General features: G+C 35.5%; 8 protein-coding genes. 6 read left to right on the forward strand and 2 right to left on the reverse strand.

Annotated features, from left to right (window positions below; genetic code table 11):
- The first annotated feature begins 46 nt into the window (after positions 1-46).
- The 5 genes from IC221_RS03715 to IC221_RS03735 all read left to right on the forward strand — a co-directional run bounded on the left by IC221_RS03715 (position 47) and on the right by IC221_RS03735 (position 4,867).
- Positions 47-526 (forward strand): GNAT family N-acetyltransferase, encoded by a 480-nt coding sequence (locus IC221_RS03715; RefSeq protein ID WP_188167667.1) that lies wholly within the window; start codon positions 47-49, stop codon positions 524-526.
- Entirely contained in the window at positions 526-1,479 is a 954-nt protein-coding gene (locus IC221_RS03720; RefSeq protein ID WP_188167668.1) for a YheT family hydrolase, read from the forward strand. The genes IC221_RS03715 and IC221_RS03720 overlap by 1 nt, the downstream gene beginning before the upstream one ends.
- 357 nt (positions 1,480-1,836) lie before the next feature.
- Positions 1,837-2,061, forward strand: coding sequence for a hypothetical protein (locus tag IC221_RS03725; RefSeq protein ID WP_044205163.1), 225 nt, complete (start codon positions 1,837-1,839; stop codon positions 2,059-2,061).
- Positions 2,062-2,312: 251 nt separating this feature from the next.
- Entirely contained in the window at positions 2,313-4,181 is a 1,869-nt protein-coding gene (locus tag IC221_RS03730; RefSeq protein ID WP_223241284.1) for a glycoside hydrolase family 13 protein, read from the forward strand.
- A 293-nt stretch (positions 4,182-4,474) separates the two neighbouring features.
- Complete coding sequence (locus IC221_RS03735; RefSeq protein ID WP_188167670.1) at positions 4,475-4,867, forward strand: hypothetical protein; 393 nt, start codon at positions 4,475-4,477, stop codon at positions 4,865-4,867.
- A gap of 2 nt (positions 4,868-4,869) precedes the next feature.
- Here IC221_RS03735 and IC221_RS03740 read toward each other — a convergent pair whose 3' ends face one another.
- Positions 4,870-5,673 (reverse strand): inositol monophosphatase family protein, encoded by an 804-nt coding sequence (locus tag IC221_RS03740; protein WP_188167671.1) that lies wholly within the window; start codon positions 5,671-5,673, stop codon positions 4,870-4,872.
- A gap of 238 nt (positions 5,674-5,911) precedes the next feature.
- A complete protein-coding gene (locus tag IC221_RS03745; RefSeq protein WP_188167672.1) occupies positions 5,912-6,529 on the reverse strand; it encodes a hypothetical protein in 618 nt (205 codons plus the stop codon).
- A 420-nt stretch (positions 6,530-6,949) separates the two neighbouring features.
- On the opposite strand from IC221_RS03745, the gene IC221_RS03750 reads away from it, so the two are divergent.
- The gene (locus IC221_RS03750) at positions 6,950-18,055 is read left to right on the forward strand and encodes a PKD domain-containing protein (RefSeq protein ID WP_188167673.1); all 11,106 of its coding nucleotides are present in this window, start codon (positions 6,950-6,952) and stop codon (positions 18,053-18,055) included.
- Position 18,056: the final 1 nt, after the last annotated feature.

Consider the following 18,056-nt stretch of genomic DNA (forward strand, 5'->3'; position numbering starts at 1 on the left):
TTTTTTGTTTATATTCTATGTAGATTTGTCGACAAAAAAAGTTGAAATGCAAATAAGGCCTATTATAATATCAGATAACGAAAAAATTGGACATTTAATACAGGAAGTGTTGGAAGAACATGAAGCCAATGTTCCTGGTACGGCCTATTTTGATGAAATGTTGTTTAGTTTAAGTAAAGTTTATCAATCCGAAAAAGCTATTTATTATGTCATTGAAGAAGACGGTAACATTATAGGAGGTGCCGGAATAAATGTTTTAGAAGGCGGGGATAACAGTATTTGTGAACTCCAGAAAATATACCTAAAAAAAGAAGCGAGAGGTAAAGGTCTAGGTAGAAAATTGATCAAAAAGTGCCTGGACTTTGCTGCTGAAAAAAAATATTCTAATTGCTATTTAGAAACGATGCCTCAACTATCAAAAGGAATTGAACTCTATGAAAAGGTAGGTTTTAAAATGTTGGATAAACCTTTGGGAAATACTTCCCACCACGGATGTTCAATTTGGATGTTAAAAAAATTACAATAATGCCAATTATTAATTCTCAATTTTCACCAAGCTTTTGGTTTAAAAACCCACATATCAATACGATATTTTCTAATCGTATAAAAAAACAGAAATCACCCAAATACTTAAGAAAACGTTATGAAACTGCTGATAATGACTTTTTTGATGTAGACACTATCTTAAGTGAATCTGATACTGCTGTAATCATTCTTCATGGTTTAGAAGGATCATCTAAGTCTGGTTATATTTTAGAAATAGCGGATTACTTCTCCAAAACGTGGGATGTATGGGCTATGAATCATAAGAGTTGTAGTGGAGAACTCAACTTAAGAAAAACATCATACCATAGTGGGAGAACAGAAGAATTGATATTTCTTCTAGACGAAATTATTGATAATTATCGAAAAATATACATTGTTGGTTTCAGCTTAGGAGGGAATATCACATTGAAATATTTAGGAGAAAATGCTCAGGAACTTCATCCAAAAATAAAAGCAGCAGTAGCTGTTTCTGCTCCTGTTCATCTTAACTCTTCAGCAAGGACACTCCAAGAACGGAAGAATTGGTTTTATCTGAATGATTTTTTAGTGTCTCTTAAAAAGAAAGCCATTGAAAAAATCAGAAGAGAGGATCCAGATTCAGCTAAAATTCTCTTGTTGGAGAAAGCAACAACTTTTGTGGAATTTGACAATCTTTATACAGCCCCCGTACATGGCTTTTTAGACGCCGAAGATTATTGGACAAAATGTAGTTCAAGGCAATTTCTACCAAAGATTTCTATTCCTACATTAATCTTAAATGCAGAAGATGATCCCTTTTTATCTGATGAATGTTACCCTTATGTAGAGGCAATGGGTAATCAACAATTGTACTTAGAAGTCCCAAAGTATGGAGGTCATGTAGGTTTTATGGAATCTTCAGGAAGAGATCGATGGTATTTGCACCGTTTGATGACTTTCTTAAAAAATTACTAGGTATACTAACAGTAGCCAATGACAGGTTGCTGTAATTGATAAGGCTTTTATCGTGTTTTGAGTAGTGGCTCTATGAACGATACTATTCTAAACAGGATAGAAGCCATTTTTTTGAATATTTCTTCTTTATTTATTGAAAAGTGGTGATCATTTACGATCGTTTGAATATTTTATTAGTGAAAAGTACTTTACAACATCCTTATTTTTATCTGTTTAGCTTTATTATAGTGATTCTAGTATACTAAAAATGATTTAAATCACTTTTTAACGGCTTTAAAGTTGTACTCCCGAAAAATAACCAATAACTTTGTTGAAATTATTTCAGACTGTTTACAAATAAACTTTTCACTAAACATTATGCATGGTTACTTATTTACATTGGTAGGAATTATAATGGTTGTTTGTTCATTTACAATTTATAAGGACGAAGCAACGATAAAGTATTCTATGTTGGTTGCATCTTTCTTCCTGTTTGTTTTTGGATCATTTATTAAGTTCAAGACACTTGTGAAGCTAAAGAAAGATATGAATGATAAACTAGAAGCAGCTCAAAAAGAGAGAGAAAGAAAGCTACAAAGCTAATTAAAGCCATAAAAAACCTTATATAAAAGTAACAGGAGGCTGTTGCTATCTTATTTCATTTATGTATTAATAAATGTATATAATATTGGATTTTCTTTTGGGGAGTTATTTAATATTTGCAGACATTATAATAAACATTCCTAAAAGTGTAAAATCTTCTTTTATATCCATATAATACGTTGTTTATTGTGTTCTGAATTTTACAGTATTCTGAATAAATACAGAATAATAATAATCTTTTAAATATGAAAATGAAATATCTACTAACCCTCTTGATGAGTATTACTGTACTCCATCTTTCTTACGCTAAAGGAAAAGTATCAATTGATCGAGTCGAACCCGCTTTTTGGTGGGCAGGTATGGTCAATCCAGAATTACAAGTACTAGTGCATGGTGAAGGTATTAACGATTTAGATCCTTCAATTGCCTATGAAGGTGTTGCTTTGGAACAGGTGATTAAGGTAGAAAATCCAAATTACTTGTTTTTGAACCTTAGACTTAGTGATTCTGTTAAGCCAGGGAAATTCCCAATCCAATTCAAAAGAAAAGGTAAAGTAGTTTTTACTTACGATTATGAATTAAAAGCTAGAGCAAAGAACTCAGCAAACAGAAAAGGCTTTTCTAACGAAGATGTGATGTATTTGATCACTCCTGATCGTTTTGCAAATGCAATTCCAGAAAATGACCACGTAGAAGGAATGTATGAAGATACAGACCGTTCTGATAATGGTAAACGTCATGGTGGTGACTTACAAGGTATCATTGATAACTTGGATTACATCAAAGGACTTGGTTTTACAGCCGTTTGGATTTGTCCTGTATTAGAAAGTAACCAAGTTGATTATTCATACCATGGTTATGCAATTACTGACTACTACAAAGTAGATGCTCGTTACGGTTCAAATGAGGATTATGTTCGTTTGGTGGAAGAAGCAAAGAAAAGAGGTATCAAAATAATCATGGACCAAGTAGAAAACCATGCTGGTTTAAACCACTGGTGGACTAAAGATATGCCTACTAAAGATTGGTATCACCATGCTGAAAAAGCGGAGAAACCAATGACCAATCATAATAGGTCTTCATTAGCTGACCCTTACACTACTGAATCTGAAAAGAAAGCCTTCAGTGATGGATGGTTTGTGGATAGAATGCCTGATTTAAACCAATCTAACCCTCTAATGGCAAAGTACTTAATCCAAAATTCAATTTGGTGGGTAGAATATGCAGGATTAGGCGGTATCCGTCAAGATACTTTCTCGTATCCAGATCCTGACTTTATGAGTGATTGGTCAAGAAGTATCATGGAAGAATATCCTAACTTCAACATTGTAGGTGAGGAGTGGACTGTAAATCCGGCACTTGTAGCAAGATGGCAAGCAGGTCAGGTGAACAGAGATGGTTATAAATGTTATATGCCGTCTATGATGGACTTCCCTAACCAAGATGCTTTCGTAAAATCATTGAATGTGACTCCTGGAGAATCATGGCAAGATAGTTTTGGTGCAGCGTATGAGATGTTGGCCAATGACTTCTTATATGTGGATCCATACAACTTGGTAACTTTTATGGATAACCATGATATGGCTCGTATTTATGACCAAGTGAATCAAAACTACGATTTATATCAAATGGCAATGGTTTACTTATACACATTGAGAGGTATTCCACAAGTTTACTATGGTACTGAAATCACAATGTCGTACCCTGAAAACCCAGGCGATCACGGTGGATTAAGAATCGATATGCCAGGTGGATGGGCAGGCGATAAAGTAAATGCATTTACAGGAGAGGGCTTGAACGCTCAGCAAAAAGATGCAATGAAATTGATCAAAACTCTAAACGAATACAGAACTAAAACAACTGCATTACAATCAGGTAAGTTGGTTCACTATTATCCAAAAGGGGAGACTTACGTAATGTTTAGATTTGATGATACGACAAAAGTGATGACCATTTTCAACAAAAATGCAGAGGCAAAAGAATTGAAATTGGATCGTTTTGAAGAAACATTAAAAGGAGCAAAATCTGCAACTGATATTCTAACAGGAAAGAAATATGACTTGTCAAAAGGCGTAATTTCAATTGATGCTACTTCAGCTGTAATGTTAGAAGTAAAATAGTTGTAAATCAAATAGATAGTGCTTAAAACCTACAGTTAAATTATTTTGGAATTAGTAGAACAGTATTTATTTCTGAAATTAAATATAACTATTGTCTAATTAAGTGCTTAAATAGTACAATATTAGTGAAAGAGGCACCTATTATGGGTGTCTCTTTTGTATTTTGAAAAAAATGATGATATTATTGTCATTCATGACATTTGGATTGTCCTAAAAAGTACAATAGTATTATCTAGATGAAGAGTATTTATTTACCGTTTTATTTGATAACCATCTTTTTATTTTCGGCATGTATGATAGATGACGAAAATGCTGATGAGTTAGAGTTAGGTCCTGTAGAGCATGTTTTTCATGATGCCATTGAAGTAGAAGTTGAAGACTCTTTAACTCAGTTAGCTATTGATGTAAAAATTTTAGGCTGGCTAAAAGATGACAGAAGTTCTTACTATCTGCATTATAAATTTTCAAGAAGGGACGGAGGAGTAGTTTACAGCGATGAAACGATTCCCTATGATGACATTCAAATCAAAGATGACATTTTAACAGAAAGTCTCTTTTTTGATGAATTAGATTCCCTTACTGAATATTGTTTAGAGTTGAGTTCAACCTATAGAGATGAAGTAACTAAAATAGATACTTATTTCTTTTTTACGAAAGGGGACACCATAACAAAGGAAATGGAATAGCATCAGCTATTCCATTTTTTATATATAATATCTTGCATTTCTTCGTGTATTTTTGGCGGAGCAGCTATGATTTCTCGGTCTTCGATATATGAAGATGCACTAGAAAAAGTAGAAACAACACCTCCAGCTTCTTTTACAATGATCGCACCGGCAGCAACATCCCATGCATTAAGATTATACTCAAAGAAACCTTCCAGCCTTCCACATGCCACATAAGCTAGATCAACCGCAGCAGATCCAAGTCTTCTTACACCATGGCAGCCTTCCATCATTCCCATAAGAATATTCATGTACTGAGGCATTTTCTCAAAATCATAATAAGGAAAACCTGTAGCAATTAACCCGTTTTTAAGTTTTGTTTGTTTGGATACTTGTATTGGGGCACCATTTAAAAACGCACCACCGTCTTTCCAAGCATAAAAACACTCGTCAAGGTTCACTTCTCTCACCACGCCAAGACAATAATCGGACTCACTTACCAATCCAATACTAATAGAGAAAATTGGAATGCCGTGAATAAAGTTGGTCGTTCCATCTAGTGGATCAATGATCCATTTTAATCCGTTGTTTGAACTTTTATTGGTTCCTTCCTCACCGATGAAGCCTGCTTCAGGCATAATTGCTTCAAGCCCTTGTACAATTTTTTGTTCGGCAGTTTTGTCAACATAAGAGACCAGATCATTTAAACCTTTATATTCGATTTTACTGTCATCGAAGTTTTGTCTTTCAGTAGCAATGAAATGACCTACTTCTTCTGTTAACTTGATCACCTTATGGCAGATATCTTTGTAATCGTATTGGCTCATATTTTTTATCTAAAAAGTAAGAAATAGAACAGTGAAACTTATCAATATTAGAATTAATCTCCTATTAAATAAGAGAACCTCTATCTCTCAAAAAAGTTTATTTTAATAAGTTGTTTATCTTCAGCACAATTGCTTACAACAATATTAATCAAAAATATTTTTCTGAAGTTACGTATCAAAAATTATTTGTTAATAGGAAGGAATCAAATGTAAAATAACGTAGTTCCTGAAATTGGTATTAGCTTTTTAGTATTTGAATCTCACGATTAATATTGTCCCTAGCTTGTTGTTCATATTTTTTTTGAAAATGAGAAGTAAGGAAAATATCACCTTCCAAGAAATGCTTTAATACTTTCTTTCTTCCATTGTTGTAAATGAAATCGGGATATATAGCATATTCTGATCTGACATTTTGAAAATAAGTAGCATACACCTCCCATTTTTGACCTAAAATAGATATGTCAATATCAATAAAAAGGTTAGTGTCTGCCACCTCTGATAAGAGGTGTTGTTTTGTAGCAAGGATATGATTTTTACATTTTGAGATAGTATCGCTGTTTACTCCAATATTTGACAGTTTTTTTACTGCGATTTCCGCACTTTTCGATTCGTTATTCCCTTTCAAAGGATTATAGACAAGATCATGATAGAACAGAGCGAATAAAAAAGGGTTCAAATCTTCAACTTTACTTTCAACATCATCTAACTCAACGATCATATGTTCTAAGTGATTGAGGTTGTGATATTTTCTTTCTTTTGAAGAATAATGATTCGTTATTTCATTCCAATATTGTTCAATTAGTCTAAGATCATCTGTGTAATGGGAAAGAAGTGAGGTATATTTTTCTTTAAGCATCTTTTTTCAATTAGAAGTGATGTTTTATGTATATCTATAATACAAGTCATAATGTATGACATATTTTCAATATTAATAAAATGTAAAATTATATATTTTGTTATTGAGTTAAATGGTTTGTATTCAGTGACTTGAGTTTTAATTAAGAAATGTTAAAAATAATATATTTTAATAAATAAATCTAAATGTGTAGCTTTGAAATTGATTACTGGGTGCCTCTATTAATGATTGTGTATTACAATCAAATTTTAAGATTTTATATTTTTTATCCTTCTCGAATTATGATAATATTTTGAGAAAAAAAACAGACTGCAATAAAATATTTTGATTTCACACTCTTGTTCAAAGAGAATTACCCACCCTTTCATTTAACGAATTTTTTTAATTAAAAACTCCTCACTTTCACAGCAAACAACAAAGATGAACTACAACTTCTTAAAACCAATTTTATGGTTACTGATTATTACCCTCAGTATACAGGGACATGCACAAACTTTTCCGTTTAGCGGGCATGATGGGTCTTCACCGACCAAGGTGGTTGATGTAAAAAATGCAACCTATTATGGCCACACAGGAGATGAAGAAATACGGGATATGGCAATAGGTTCTGATGGATCTATTTATTTCGTTGGTAAAACTTCAAGTGATGATTTGATTGCTTCTCCAGGAGCCGAGCAGACACAATTAAACAACGGTGACGCTTCAGGGCTTTCTGATGCCTTTTTAGTTAAAATGGACCCAACAGGTCTTCAAAGACAATGGGGTACTTATTATGGTGGATCAAGTTCTGATGAAGGCAATAGTATTGTCTTTCATAATGACCATATTTATATGGTAGGCACAAAATCAGATCAGGCTTTTATTACAAAATACGATGCCAATGGAAGATTGATTTGGGAAAAATCAAATTTTGGTGAAGCTGATAAAAGCCATGCTATTGATGTAGTCGTTGCAAATTCTAAGATATTCGTCATAGGGTATTATTGGGGTAAGTCAGAAGGAAATAACGCATTCATTGCTTCTTTTAATTCCAATGGAAATTTACAAGATGAAAAAACGATAATAGGAGATGTTGCCTTTTTATCTTCAATCACCACTGATGGTCAAAATGTCTACTTGTCGGGGATGGTATTTGATAATACTGAATTTCCTACTTCCGGAAATAATATTGCCATTGATAATGAGGCCTTTGTCGCTAAAGTTAATAATAATAATGTATTCCAGTGGGTTGAGGCTGTAGGGAGTAGAGTGGGAGAAAATACGATTCCTATTTATTATGATAATACTGATAGTGAGCTAGTTGTCGCAACTGAAGAGAGAGGGAATGTCAAAGTATATAAAATTAATCCAAGTAATGGTACTTTGATCAGTGAAGTAGTATCAAGTTATGGAGGTACTAAAGACGAAACAGTTGAGTCTTTAGTTGTTGATACAAAAGGCAATATTTTTATTACAGGGATTACAGAAAGTAATGATTTAATTTCCTCTTCAGATCAAGGTATCTATCAACAATCATTTGGTGGGGAAAAAGATGTCTATGTAACTAAGTTCGATAATAATGGATCGGTTAATTGGTCTACCTACTTTGGTAGTACAGCCACCGACGAGGGATTGAGTATAACACTAAATAGTAATGATGCTATCTATGTTGGAGGTATGGCAAGTAGTCAACAAGGCATTGCGACCGATGTGGCATATGATAAGGAATACAATGGGGCGAGGGATGGTTTTTTCTCTGAGTTTCACGATTTATATTTTATTACTCAGCCCAAAAATCAGAAAGTGGGTTTTAATGGAACAGCTACTTTTACGGCACAGGCTGAAGGTTCTGTATTGAATGAACAGCTCAGTTATCAATGGTATTTTAGTTTAGATGGTAGTACAAACTGGACAACGGTTTCAGGTGGTAATGGAACTACGCTTACAATAACTGGAGCTACAAATGAGGATAGAGGGTACTATAAATGTGTGGCTTATAGCCCAAAGCTAGATGCTGTTGTACATTCTAATAATGCGAGGCTTAATGTGATTTCAATTACAGCCTCTGATACAGAATTTTGTTTGGATGGCACCTCTATTTTAGCTACTGTTGACTTTTCAGGAGAAGATAATATTACCGATGTAACTTATTCTTGGACGGCTTTACCTTCAGCTACAGCAGGTTTGCCTTCCAATACCAACCAAAGTACTATTGAGGTATTTCCTACATATGCAGGGTCTTATACGTACACTGCCAATGTAAATTATAAAGACAGTGGAGATCCTCAACAATTGACGGTGTCTATTACTTTAATTGTATTGCCTATTCCTTATGTGGATGCCACAAATATGAAAACGGCTTTTTGTTCAGGTGAGGAAACTGATATTGAACTAAAAGCAATTTTCCAATATGATGTTAATGATAATGACCCTAATAATATTCTAGATCCAAATAATTGGAAAGATGACCCTTCAAGAACGGTTCACTTTTCTTGGGTAGTAGATGAAAATACAGACGTAGATGGTTATGAGGATGATCAAATCCGAAATACCAACAACAGCTCTCAAAATTCAATCCGACAGACACTACACAATTTATCGTCTACAGACCAAAAGGTCACATATCATATTGCTGTAGAGTTAGAGGGTGGTTGTCCAACCGATCCGCCAGTAGATGTTATTGTGTACGCATTACCGGAAGTAGATGCAGGAAATGACCTTATTTTTTGTCAAGGAGATGAAAGACAACTTTTAAGTGGTTTTACACCTTCTGATGGTGTATGGACAGGTACAGGAATTGAAAAAGTAGGGAATGATTACTATTTCAATCCTCAAACTTCAGGAACGGGTGAATTTACATTGACACTGACAAGTACAGATGCTAATAATTGTGTGAACTCAGATCAAATTACGGCAACTGTAAAATCATTGCCTATTCTAACATTAAATGCTCAGGCTGATGAAATCAGTTCTGGTAGTGAAGCTTCAATTGATTTTTCATCAACAATACCTGAAGTGACTTTTAATTGGGTTGTCAAAAATAAAGTCAATGTATCGGGAGCAACAGAAGGTACGACTACTGTTACAAATGGTCAGTATACGTTAAAACAGACACTGACCAATACCAGTTTTGTTCAAGGTGAGGTGACTTATGAAGTGACACCGATTGCCGATAATTGCGAAGGAGTTCCAAAGGAAATAACGATAATTGTAGTGCCAACGCCTACAGTTGGGGGAATTGAAGATGTGTTTGTATGTTCTAATGAATTAGAAGAAGTGGACTTAACCGGTGATGTAGCCAACACTATTTATCATTGGGAGGTCATAGAGAATAGTGGCAATTTGGGAGTATCTGATGGTAGTTCACAAACAAAATGGCCCATTCAAATTGAAAACACTACGAATCAAACACAGATAGTGAAATACGAGATTACTCCAGAAGTCAATAATAGTTTTGGAGCTCCTCAAGAAGTAATCGTTACGGTATATCCTGAAGTCACAAGTATTGTGAATAATCAGAGTACTCAAATCTGTTCAAATGAAAATGCGAATGTATTGATTTCATCTCTTCTGCAAAGTACTTCTTTAACGTACACTTGGAGGGTTACCAATCAAAGTACATCATTTTCGATGGCACAATACACTGGTACAATCAATAATAATGATGGTAGTTCCATCACCTTACTTGCCGAAAAAATTGAGAACCTCACATCACAAGATCAGACGGTACAGTTTGAGGTCACTACTTTGGCCAATAATTGTGAGGGACAGAAAGCAACTTTTGCCATTACAGTTCTAGCATTGCCAGAGGCAAAAATAAAGACTACTGGAAGCCCTGCAGAAATTTGTGGTGATGCTCAAATTAGATTAGAAGCTGAGACTCAAAATGCTCAAACAGGTACAACTTATCAGTGGTTGAAAGATGGGGCTGAAATCTCAGGTGCTACGGCAACTACTCTGACAGTAACAGAACAAGGAATTTATACTTTAAGAGTAATTTATAATTCATGTGAGGCAGTTTCTGATCCATTTGAGGTAATTCAGGCTTCAAGTGTTCAAGCTAAGATTACGCCGTTAACGCGAACAGATTTCTGTTTTGATGATAATATAGCAGTGACATTATCGTCTGATAATACAGCACAAAATTACATTTGGTATAAAGATGGGGTAGAAATTGACAGAGGTACTGCACAGATTACAGTTACAACAGAAGGTGTCTATAAGTTAGAAACTATTGATGAAGGAGGCTGTACTTCTCAGCCAGACGAAGTAACAATTACACGTTTAGCAAAACCGACAGCACTAATTGCAGCAGATCAATTGACCTATTGTATTGGAGATAATATCCAAACAACATTTACAGTCAACACTTCAAATGCAACGGGTACATATCAATGGATGAAAAAGGATGATAGTGATGTATTTATAGATCTTTCAGGTATGACTTCTTCTACATTAACAGCAACAGAACTGGGGGAGTATGCCGTTCGTTTTGAGACTACAGAAGGATGTGTTGTGACTTCAAATACCTTGAAAATCGAAAATCACCCTGAGGTTATTATTGATGCAGGAGAAGATAAAATGGTTTGTCAGGAAGATCAAATTCAAATAGGTACATCTGCCATAGCCAATTATTCTTACCAATGGAATCCAATTACAGCATCAGCACCTAATTTATCGGATAATACAAGTGCAATGCCGCAAGTTCAGCCTACTCAAAGTAATGCGGCAGGTGATTACATTTATGAATTGACGGTTATAGATAATAATACAGGGTGTTCAACCACTGATCAAGTGACAGTAAATATTTCTGAATTACCAGTAGCTTCTATTTCTGTTTCCAATAAAGCCATTTGGTGTGGTAACGAAACAATTGATACAGACCTTACAGCGGAAGTCTCTAATTTGAGTAATTTGGAAGGTGTTGTTTACTCTTGGGAAAATCAGAATGGAGATGATTTAGGTAGTGATATCACGATCAATGTTACAACAACAGGTACCTATTTCCTTACAGTACAAACAAAAGACAATTGTAGTGTAAAAACATCATTGGAAATAACACAATATGAAGAACAGTTGCCTGTATTGACAGTAGATGGTATTGCAACTGATAGTAAAGAAATATGTGAAGGAGAAAGTGTCAAATTAAAGGTAGCACCCTACGATGCTAATTTAACGTATACTTGGCTCGATGCAAATGAGAATGAAGTAGGGCAGGGAGAAGAAATCAGCATCAATACAGCGGGAAGTTATAAAGTAAAAGTGACCATTGGATCAGGTTGTGAGGAAGTATCTTCAGATGTAGATATTATAGTGAAACCACTGCCTGTTGTAAGTATAAGTACTTCAAATGCTTTAGGTTATTGTATTGGAGAGTCAATTGATGTCACAATGGAAGCCTCCTCTACAGAAATGGACTCTTACCAGTGGTACAAGAATGGAGAAGTACTTTCAGGCGAGACAACAGCCTCTCTAACAACAACTACTTCGGGTACTTATTCTTTAATCGTAACAAAAGATGGATGTATCTCTTTACAATCCAACGAATTGATCATTCAAGAATACGATTACCCAACAGCATCAATCTCTGCAGATCAATTGGCCTTTTGTAAAGGTTTAGAAATTAGAGCCACATTTACAGCAACTTCAGACAATGCAGATACCTATCAATGGCAGAAAAAAGACCAATCCGATAATTTTATTGCTATTTCGGGTGAGACGGGAAGTACTTTTATTGCCACTGAGATTGGGAAGTATAGAGTAGTGATTACTTCTCCACAAGGTTGTGCAACTCCATCGGAGGAAAAAGAAGTAAGAGAAATTGATTTGCCTTCCGTAGCTATCGAAATCACTCAAGGTGCTGGAGTGATATGTGAAAATGATTTTGCAGAATTATCGTTACCATTAGATCCTACATTCACTTATACTTGGTATAGAGATAATGTGGAGATTCCTAATGAAACAGCCAATATTCTAATTGTAACCACTGAAGGTGATTATCATGCAAAAGTGACTCAAAATACAGGAAATGTAAATGTTACTTGTGAAGTAGATACAGATCCTGTAGAAATAATAGTTCAGCCACTTCCGGTACTAGTGATCGATAATCCTGGTGCGATTTGCCAATGGGATTCAAGACAACTTACGGTGGGTAAATCACCTGACGATGTTAATTTTGGAGAAATTGTATTAGAAGAGTGGTCGGGTACAGATATTACACCTGATGGTATTTTTACTCCTTCAAGAGGAGACGAAACTTACACTTTAACATTCAAATATCAATTTAAATACAATGGAGCAGTGGCTTCATGTGAACAAACCGCTTCTATTACTATTACAGTAGATCCACTACCTGTAGTCGATTTAAGCCCTCTACAAACCTCTTTCTGTAATACTGATATAGATATCAATTTAGATGATTTTGGACCGTTTACAACATTTGAAGGTATTGGTGTTTGGGCTGGTAAAGGTGTTTCAAATAATATTTTTAATCCTTCAAAAGCGGTAAAAGAGAATAACAACCAATTAGGAATTGTTGAGTTACAATATACTTTTACCTCCACGAAAGGATGCTCTAAAACTGAAACAATCAGTGTCAACATCACTGACCCGGCAGATGTATTTGCAGGTCCTACTCAAGAAATGTGTATTGCTGATGAAACGTTAGTTGTACAAGGAGCATCTCCTTCGGGTGGTGTTTGGAGTGTAGAAACGAATGGAGCTACAATTACAGCTAATGGAGTTTTCTCTCCTTCAGCACCGGGTACTTACACCGTGGTTTATACACATGGATCAGGAAGTTGTGAAGTAGTAGCAAAGAAAAATATTGAGGTACACGATATGCCTCAAATTTCGGCTGGTGAAGATATTGAAGTTTGTGTAAATGATGTTCCTTTTGACTTAAGACTAAAAACAGGAGCCATTTATATAGAAGGAAATAATGAGGTTTGGTCAGGAGAAGGTATTATTGATTTTGATAATGTACTTTTTGATCCTGCCACTGTAGATGTGGGCACTTATGAGATTTCTTTTGAGTCAACCAATCCAGTTACCCAATGTACTTCAACAGATCAAGTTTCTGTTAGAGTGATGCCTTTGCCAGTACCTAATTTTACATTGGCAACAGATGCAGCCTATTGTGTCAATCAAGAAGTTACATTCGTCAATACAACGCCTGATTTACCAGGTTTTGATTTAAGTTACCGTTGGGATTTTGGAGATGGTATAGGTTCCACAGAAAAAGAGGGTACGCATACTTTCACAACTGTATCAGATGCAGTTGATGTTACATTGATTGTCACAACGGATAAAGGATGTGAAACTTCAATCACTCAACAAGTACAAATCGTTGAGGCACCAAAAGCAGATTATGCACTTACTTATGATCCAAGTGGTTGTACACCATTGGAGGTGACTTTTGATAATTTATCAGAAGGATATGCTTTGAATTATAGATGGGATTTTGGGAATGGCGTGATCTCAACAGATATGAATCCTGCTCCTGTTACCTACATCAATGAAGGCGTCACAGACACAACTTACTATATCTCATTAATGGTCAACAATATTTGTGGTACTGATATTAAAAGAGATTCAGTAGTGGTAAAAGCATTGCCAGATGTTGAATTTGTAGCGGTAAAAGATACATTATGTGCAGATGAATTGTTAGAGTTATTCAATTTATCAAATGGTAGTGTTGATCAGTATGAATGGAATTTTGGAGATGGATCACCACTTGTGAGAACGGCTGATAAAGGGCGAATTACACATGCTTATAAAAACGAGACCACCAATTTTGCTACGTATACAATCACCCTTTCTGCATTTAATGACTGTGGTGTAGTAACGGAAAGTAAGAATGTAGTAATTAAGCCCAAACAATTATTTGCAGGATTTAATGTTACTCCAACAGTAGGTTGTGAGGTCAACGAAGTCGTTGTACAGAGTAATCAAAAGCTAGGTGAAAATACTGTAATATGGGATTTTGGAGATGGAACTATTGTAGAGGACAGTGTAAGCTATTCACATATTTACACTACGGCTGCTACTTATACGATTACACTAACGGTAAGCAATGGATGTCATTCGGATACTTACAGTCAAGAGGTAGAAATTAGACCATCGCCTGAGGTAGATTTTGAAATCCAAAGTACAGTATGTCAAAATATCGGTTTAGAGTTGATCAATAACTCTCCAATACAAGCACAAAATACTTGGGATTTTGGAGATGGTAGTACGTATGAAGGGTATCAGCCTCCAGCAAAAATCTATGATCAACCTGGAGTTTATCAGGTCGCATTGACGATTAACAATCCAGTGACAGGTTGTGGAAGAACATTGGTGAAAGAAGTGGAGGTGTTTGAGATTCCATCCTCATCTTTTGAAGCTCCGGCTCAAGTTTGTGGAGAAGATCAAACTACTTTTGTAGCAATAGAAGAAAATGCAACGGCTTACCTTTGGGAGTTAGAAGACGGTAGAGTTTTTACTTCTAAGTCTGTCGATATTGTAATGACAAACTCTCAAAACCTATCATTAACGGTCATCAATGATAATGATTGTAGTACGCAAACGACACAATACATTGAGGTGGTAGAAACACCTATATTAACGACAACAATCCCCGATTCTTTAAATATCTGTATTGCCGGAACGGAAAAAATTTGTGCAGAACCGATTGATAATGTCACGCTCTATTGGAAAAAAGATGGAGAACGCTTAACTAAGGATGGTAAAAACTGCGTGACAGTGAAAGAGGATGGAGATTATGTTTTAGTGGCTATTGATGATGCAACCGGCTGCGTATTTACAGATACCATGAAAGTGAACAAGTATCAATTACATTTACCTCAAGATGGAATATTCTGTGATACTGATGCTGATAATCAAATCTGTCCTACGTTTGATGTGACTTTACTTAATCAAAGTGATTTTGAGTATGAGTGGACCAACAGAGAGACCAAAGAGAAAGTGTATACTGAATGTTTACCAACGTATGGTATGTCAATAGGTCTTCAAAGTTGGGATCTAAAAGTGACAGACGATAAAGGTTGTGAGTTATACGGTAATTCAGAATTCACAATTGTAGAAGAGTTATTTGTTGATGTTGAGGACCAAGAATTATGTGATGATGGAGAACCTGTTTATCTGATTTCGCAAGATTTAAGTCATTATGATTTCGCTTCTTACCGTTGGTGGTCTATCTCAGACCCAACAACCATTTTAGGGTATGAAGGAACACTATTGACAACTGAAAACGGAAGGTATGTTGCGGAAGTAACAGATATACGATCAGGTTGTACAGTTCTTGATACCGCTAGAGTGACGGTTTATCCAGTACCTGATTTTACGATCATAGGTTATGACGGACCATTATGTCACTCATTAGATACTCTGATTGTAGACAATACAAATATTGGAGGGTTAAAAGTAGAATGGTCGAGTGAAATGAGTTTTGAAGGTGATCCAAGTGGACTTTCCATTGTTGTAGATAAAGCCGGTGTGTATTATGCTACTGTCACTGATACCAACAGTCCGTTACAATGTTCTTGGACTGAAATTGTAAATGTGGAAGCATATCCTGTACCTCAGCTTAATCTAAAAGATACTACGATTTGTTCTGTTGATATTCCAGCAGAATTAATAGCAGAAGATCCAGAACATGAACCAGATATTAAATACCGTTGGTATAATATTGACGATCCAAATACGGTATTAAGTACAGAAGGCATCTATTATGCTGATCGAGCAGGTGTATATGCAGTAGAGGCTTATAATGAGAATTCAGGGTGTAGTAATTTTGATACTGCAAGAGTAGCTATTGATCATACGCCAACCTTTACAATCTTAGGTTACGATTCTCCTACTTGTGAAGAAACAGTGAGGTTGTATTTAGACAAAACACCTTCCGATTCAGTAGCTGTAGTATGGTACAAAGATGGGGTTGAATGGCAGGGTAATGTTTATGAAACGGTTGTGACTGAAAGTGGAGCATACAAAGTCACTATGACGAATATTACAAAACCTACCGCGTGTGCTTCTGAACAATTGATTACGGTATGGCTCAATGAAAAGCCTCAAGTTGTAGTAGATTCTATTGTGACTTGTCATGGAGATGAAAATGCCATGTTAAGAGCAAGTATTGATGTTGTAGATCTACAGGACCGTTATACATACCATTGGTATGATGTCTACAATAATCAAACAGAACTTTACACCGGAATGGCCTTCCCTGTCGTAGAGTCAGGCTATTATTATGTAGAGGTTATTGATACTAAATCGAATTGTTTAGTGGCAAGTGATTCTGCATTAGCGACTTTAAATGCATTGCCAACCTTTAAGATTGGAGGTTATGATGGACCTATTTGTGGAAATAGTACTTCGCTAAGTATCGAAGAACGTAGTTTGGAAGGTGTCAGAGCAGAATGGTATTTAGAAGATGAATTGTTTGCAACGAATGTTCAACAATTGGAAGTTACTGAAAGTGGTCATTACAAAATTATTCTCACAGATACTACAAAAGCAACAAATTGTACCTATGAACAAAGTGTGCAAGTGGTTCTGAATGATTACCCTGAGCTGACAATCAATAATGGTATAGATACGCTTCAGGTCTGTAAAGGAGATGACTTTACATTAAGCTATCAGTCAGATCGAACAGTATCGGTGATTTGGAGTACAAACGAAACTACCGTTTCTGTGAAACAGATGGCTGAATCAAGTCAATGGTATTCTATTGTAGCCACAGATAAAAATGGATGTCAATCAGAGCAAAGTATTTTTGTGAACGTTCAAAGTGTTGAATTTGAATTACCTGCTTCGGCATTGGTATGTTCTAATGCTGAAAACACAACGGTATCTGTAGTAAGTGGTTACAAGTCTTATGCATGGGAAGATGAAACTGGAACTATCGTTTCTCAAACCCCAGAATTAAGTACAAATATCAAAGGTAGATACACGCTTACAGTAACAAATGCTTTGGGTTGTACACTGCAAAAGTCAATTGATCTCAAAGATGCAAACGATGAGACTCTGGAGGCATTGAATTTCCCAACAATTTGTGATGATGATATTTCCACCACCATTGAAGTTACACATGGTTTTAAATACTATTATTGGGAAGGGGCTTCTAACTCTACAGGGCCAACTTTTGAGGCGTATGAATTAGGGACTTACAGTCTAACAGCGGTAACAGATGGAGGTTGCGAGTACTATTTAGAAATAGAAGTGACTGACTGTTGTGGACCTAAGATAGACATGGATGAAAATGATAAAAATAAAACAATCATATTCACTCCTCACTCAACTCCAGGAAAGAATGATCTCTTCTCTCTAAAATACAAGTACATTGAGAATTTTGAAATGAGAATCTATTCTAGATGGGGCAATGAAGTCTTTTACACTACTAATCCTGATGAAGCTTGGGATGGAAAATCTTTAGGTCAACAAGCACCGTCTGGAATTTACCAAGTGATTATTATGTACACCGGATGTTTTGAAGGTGGTACGATTGAAGAAAAAGAAGTAATCCAACTTTACCTAGCTGATTAAG

Origin of the sequence: Flammeovirga sp. EKP202, from assembly GCF_014534745.1 — a bacterium.
Lineage (GTDB): Bacteria > Bacteroidota > Bacteroidia > Cytophagales > Flammeovirgaceae > Flammeovirga.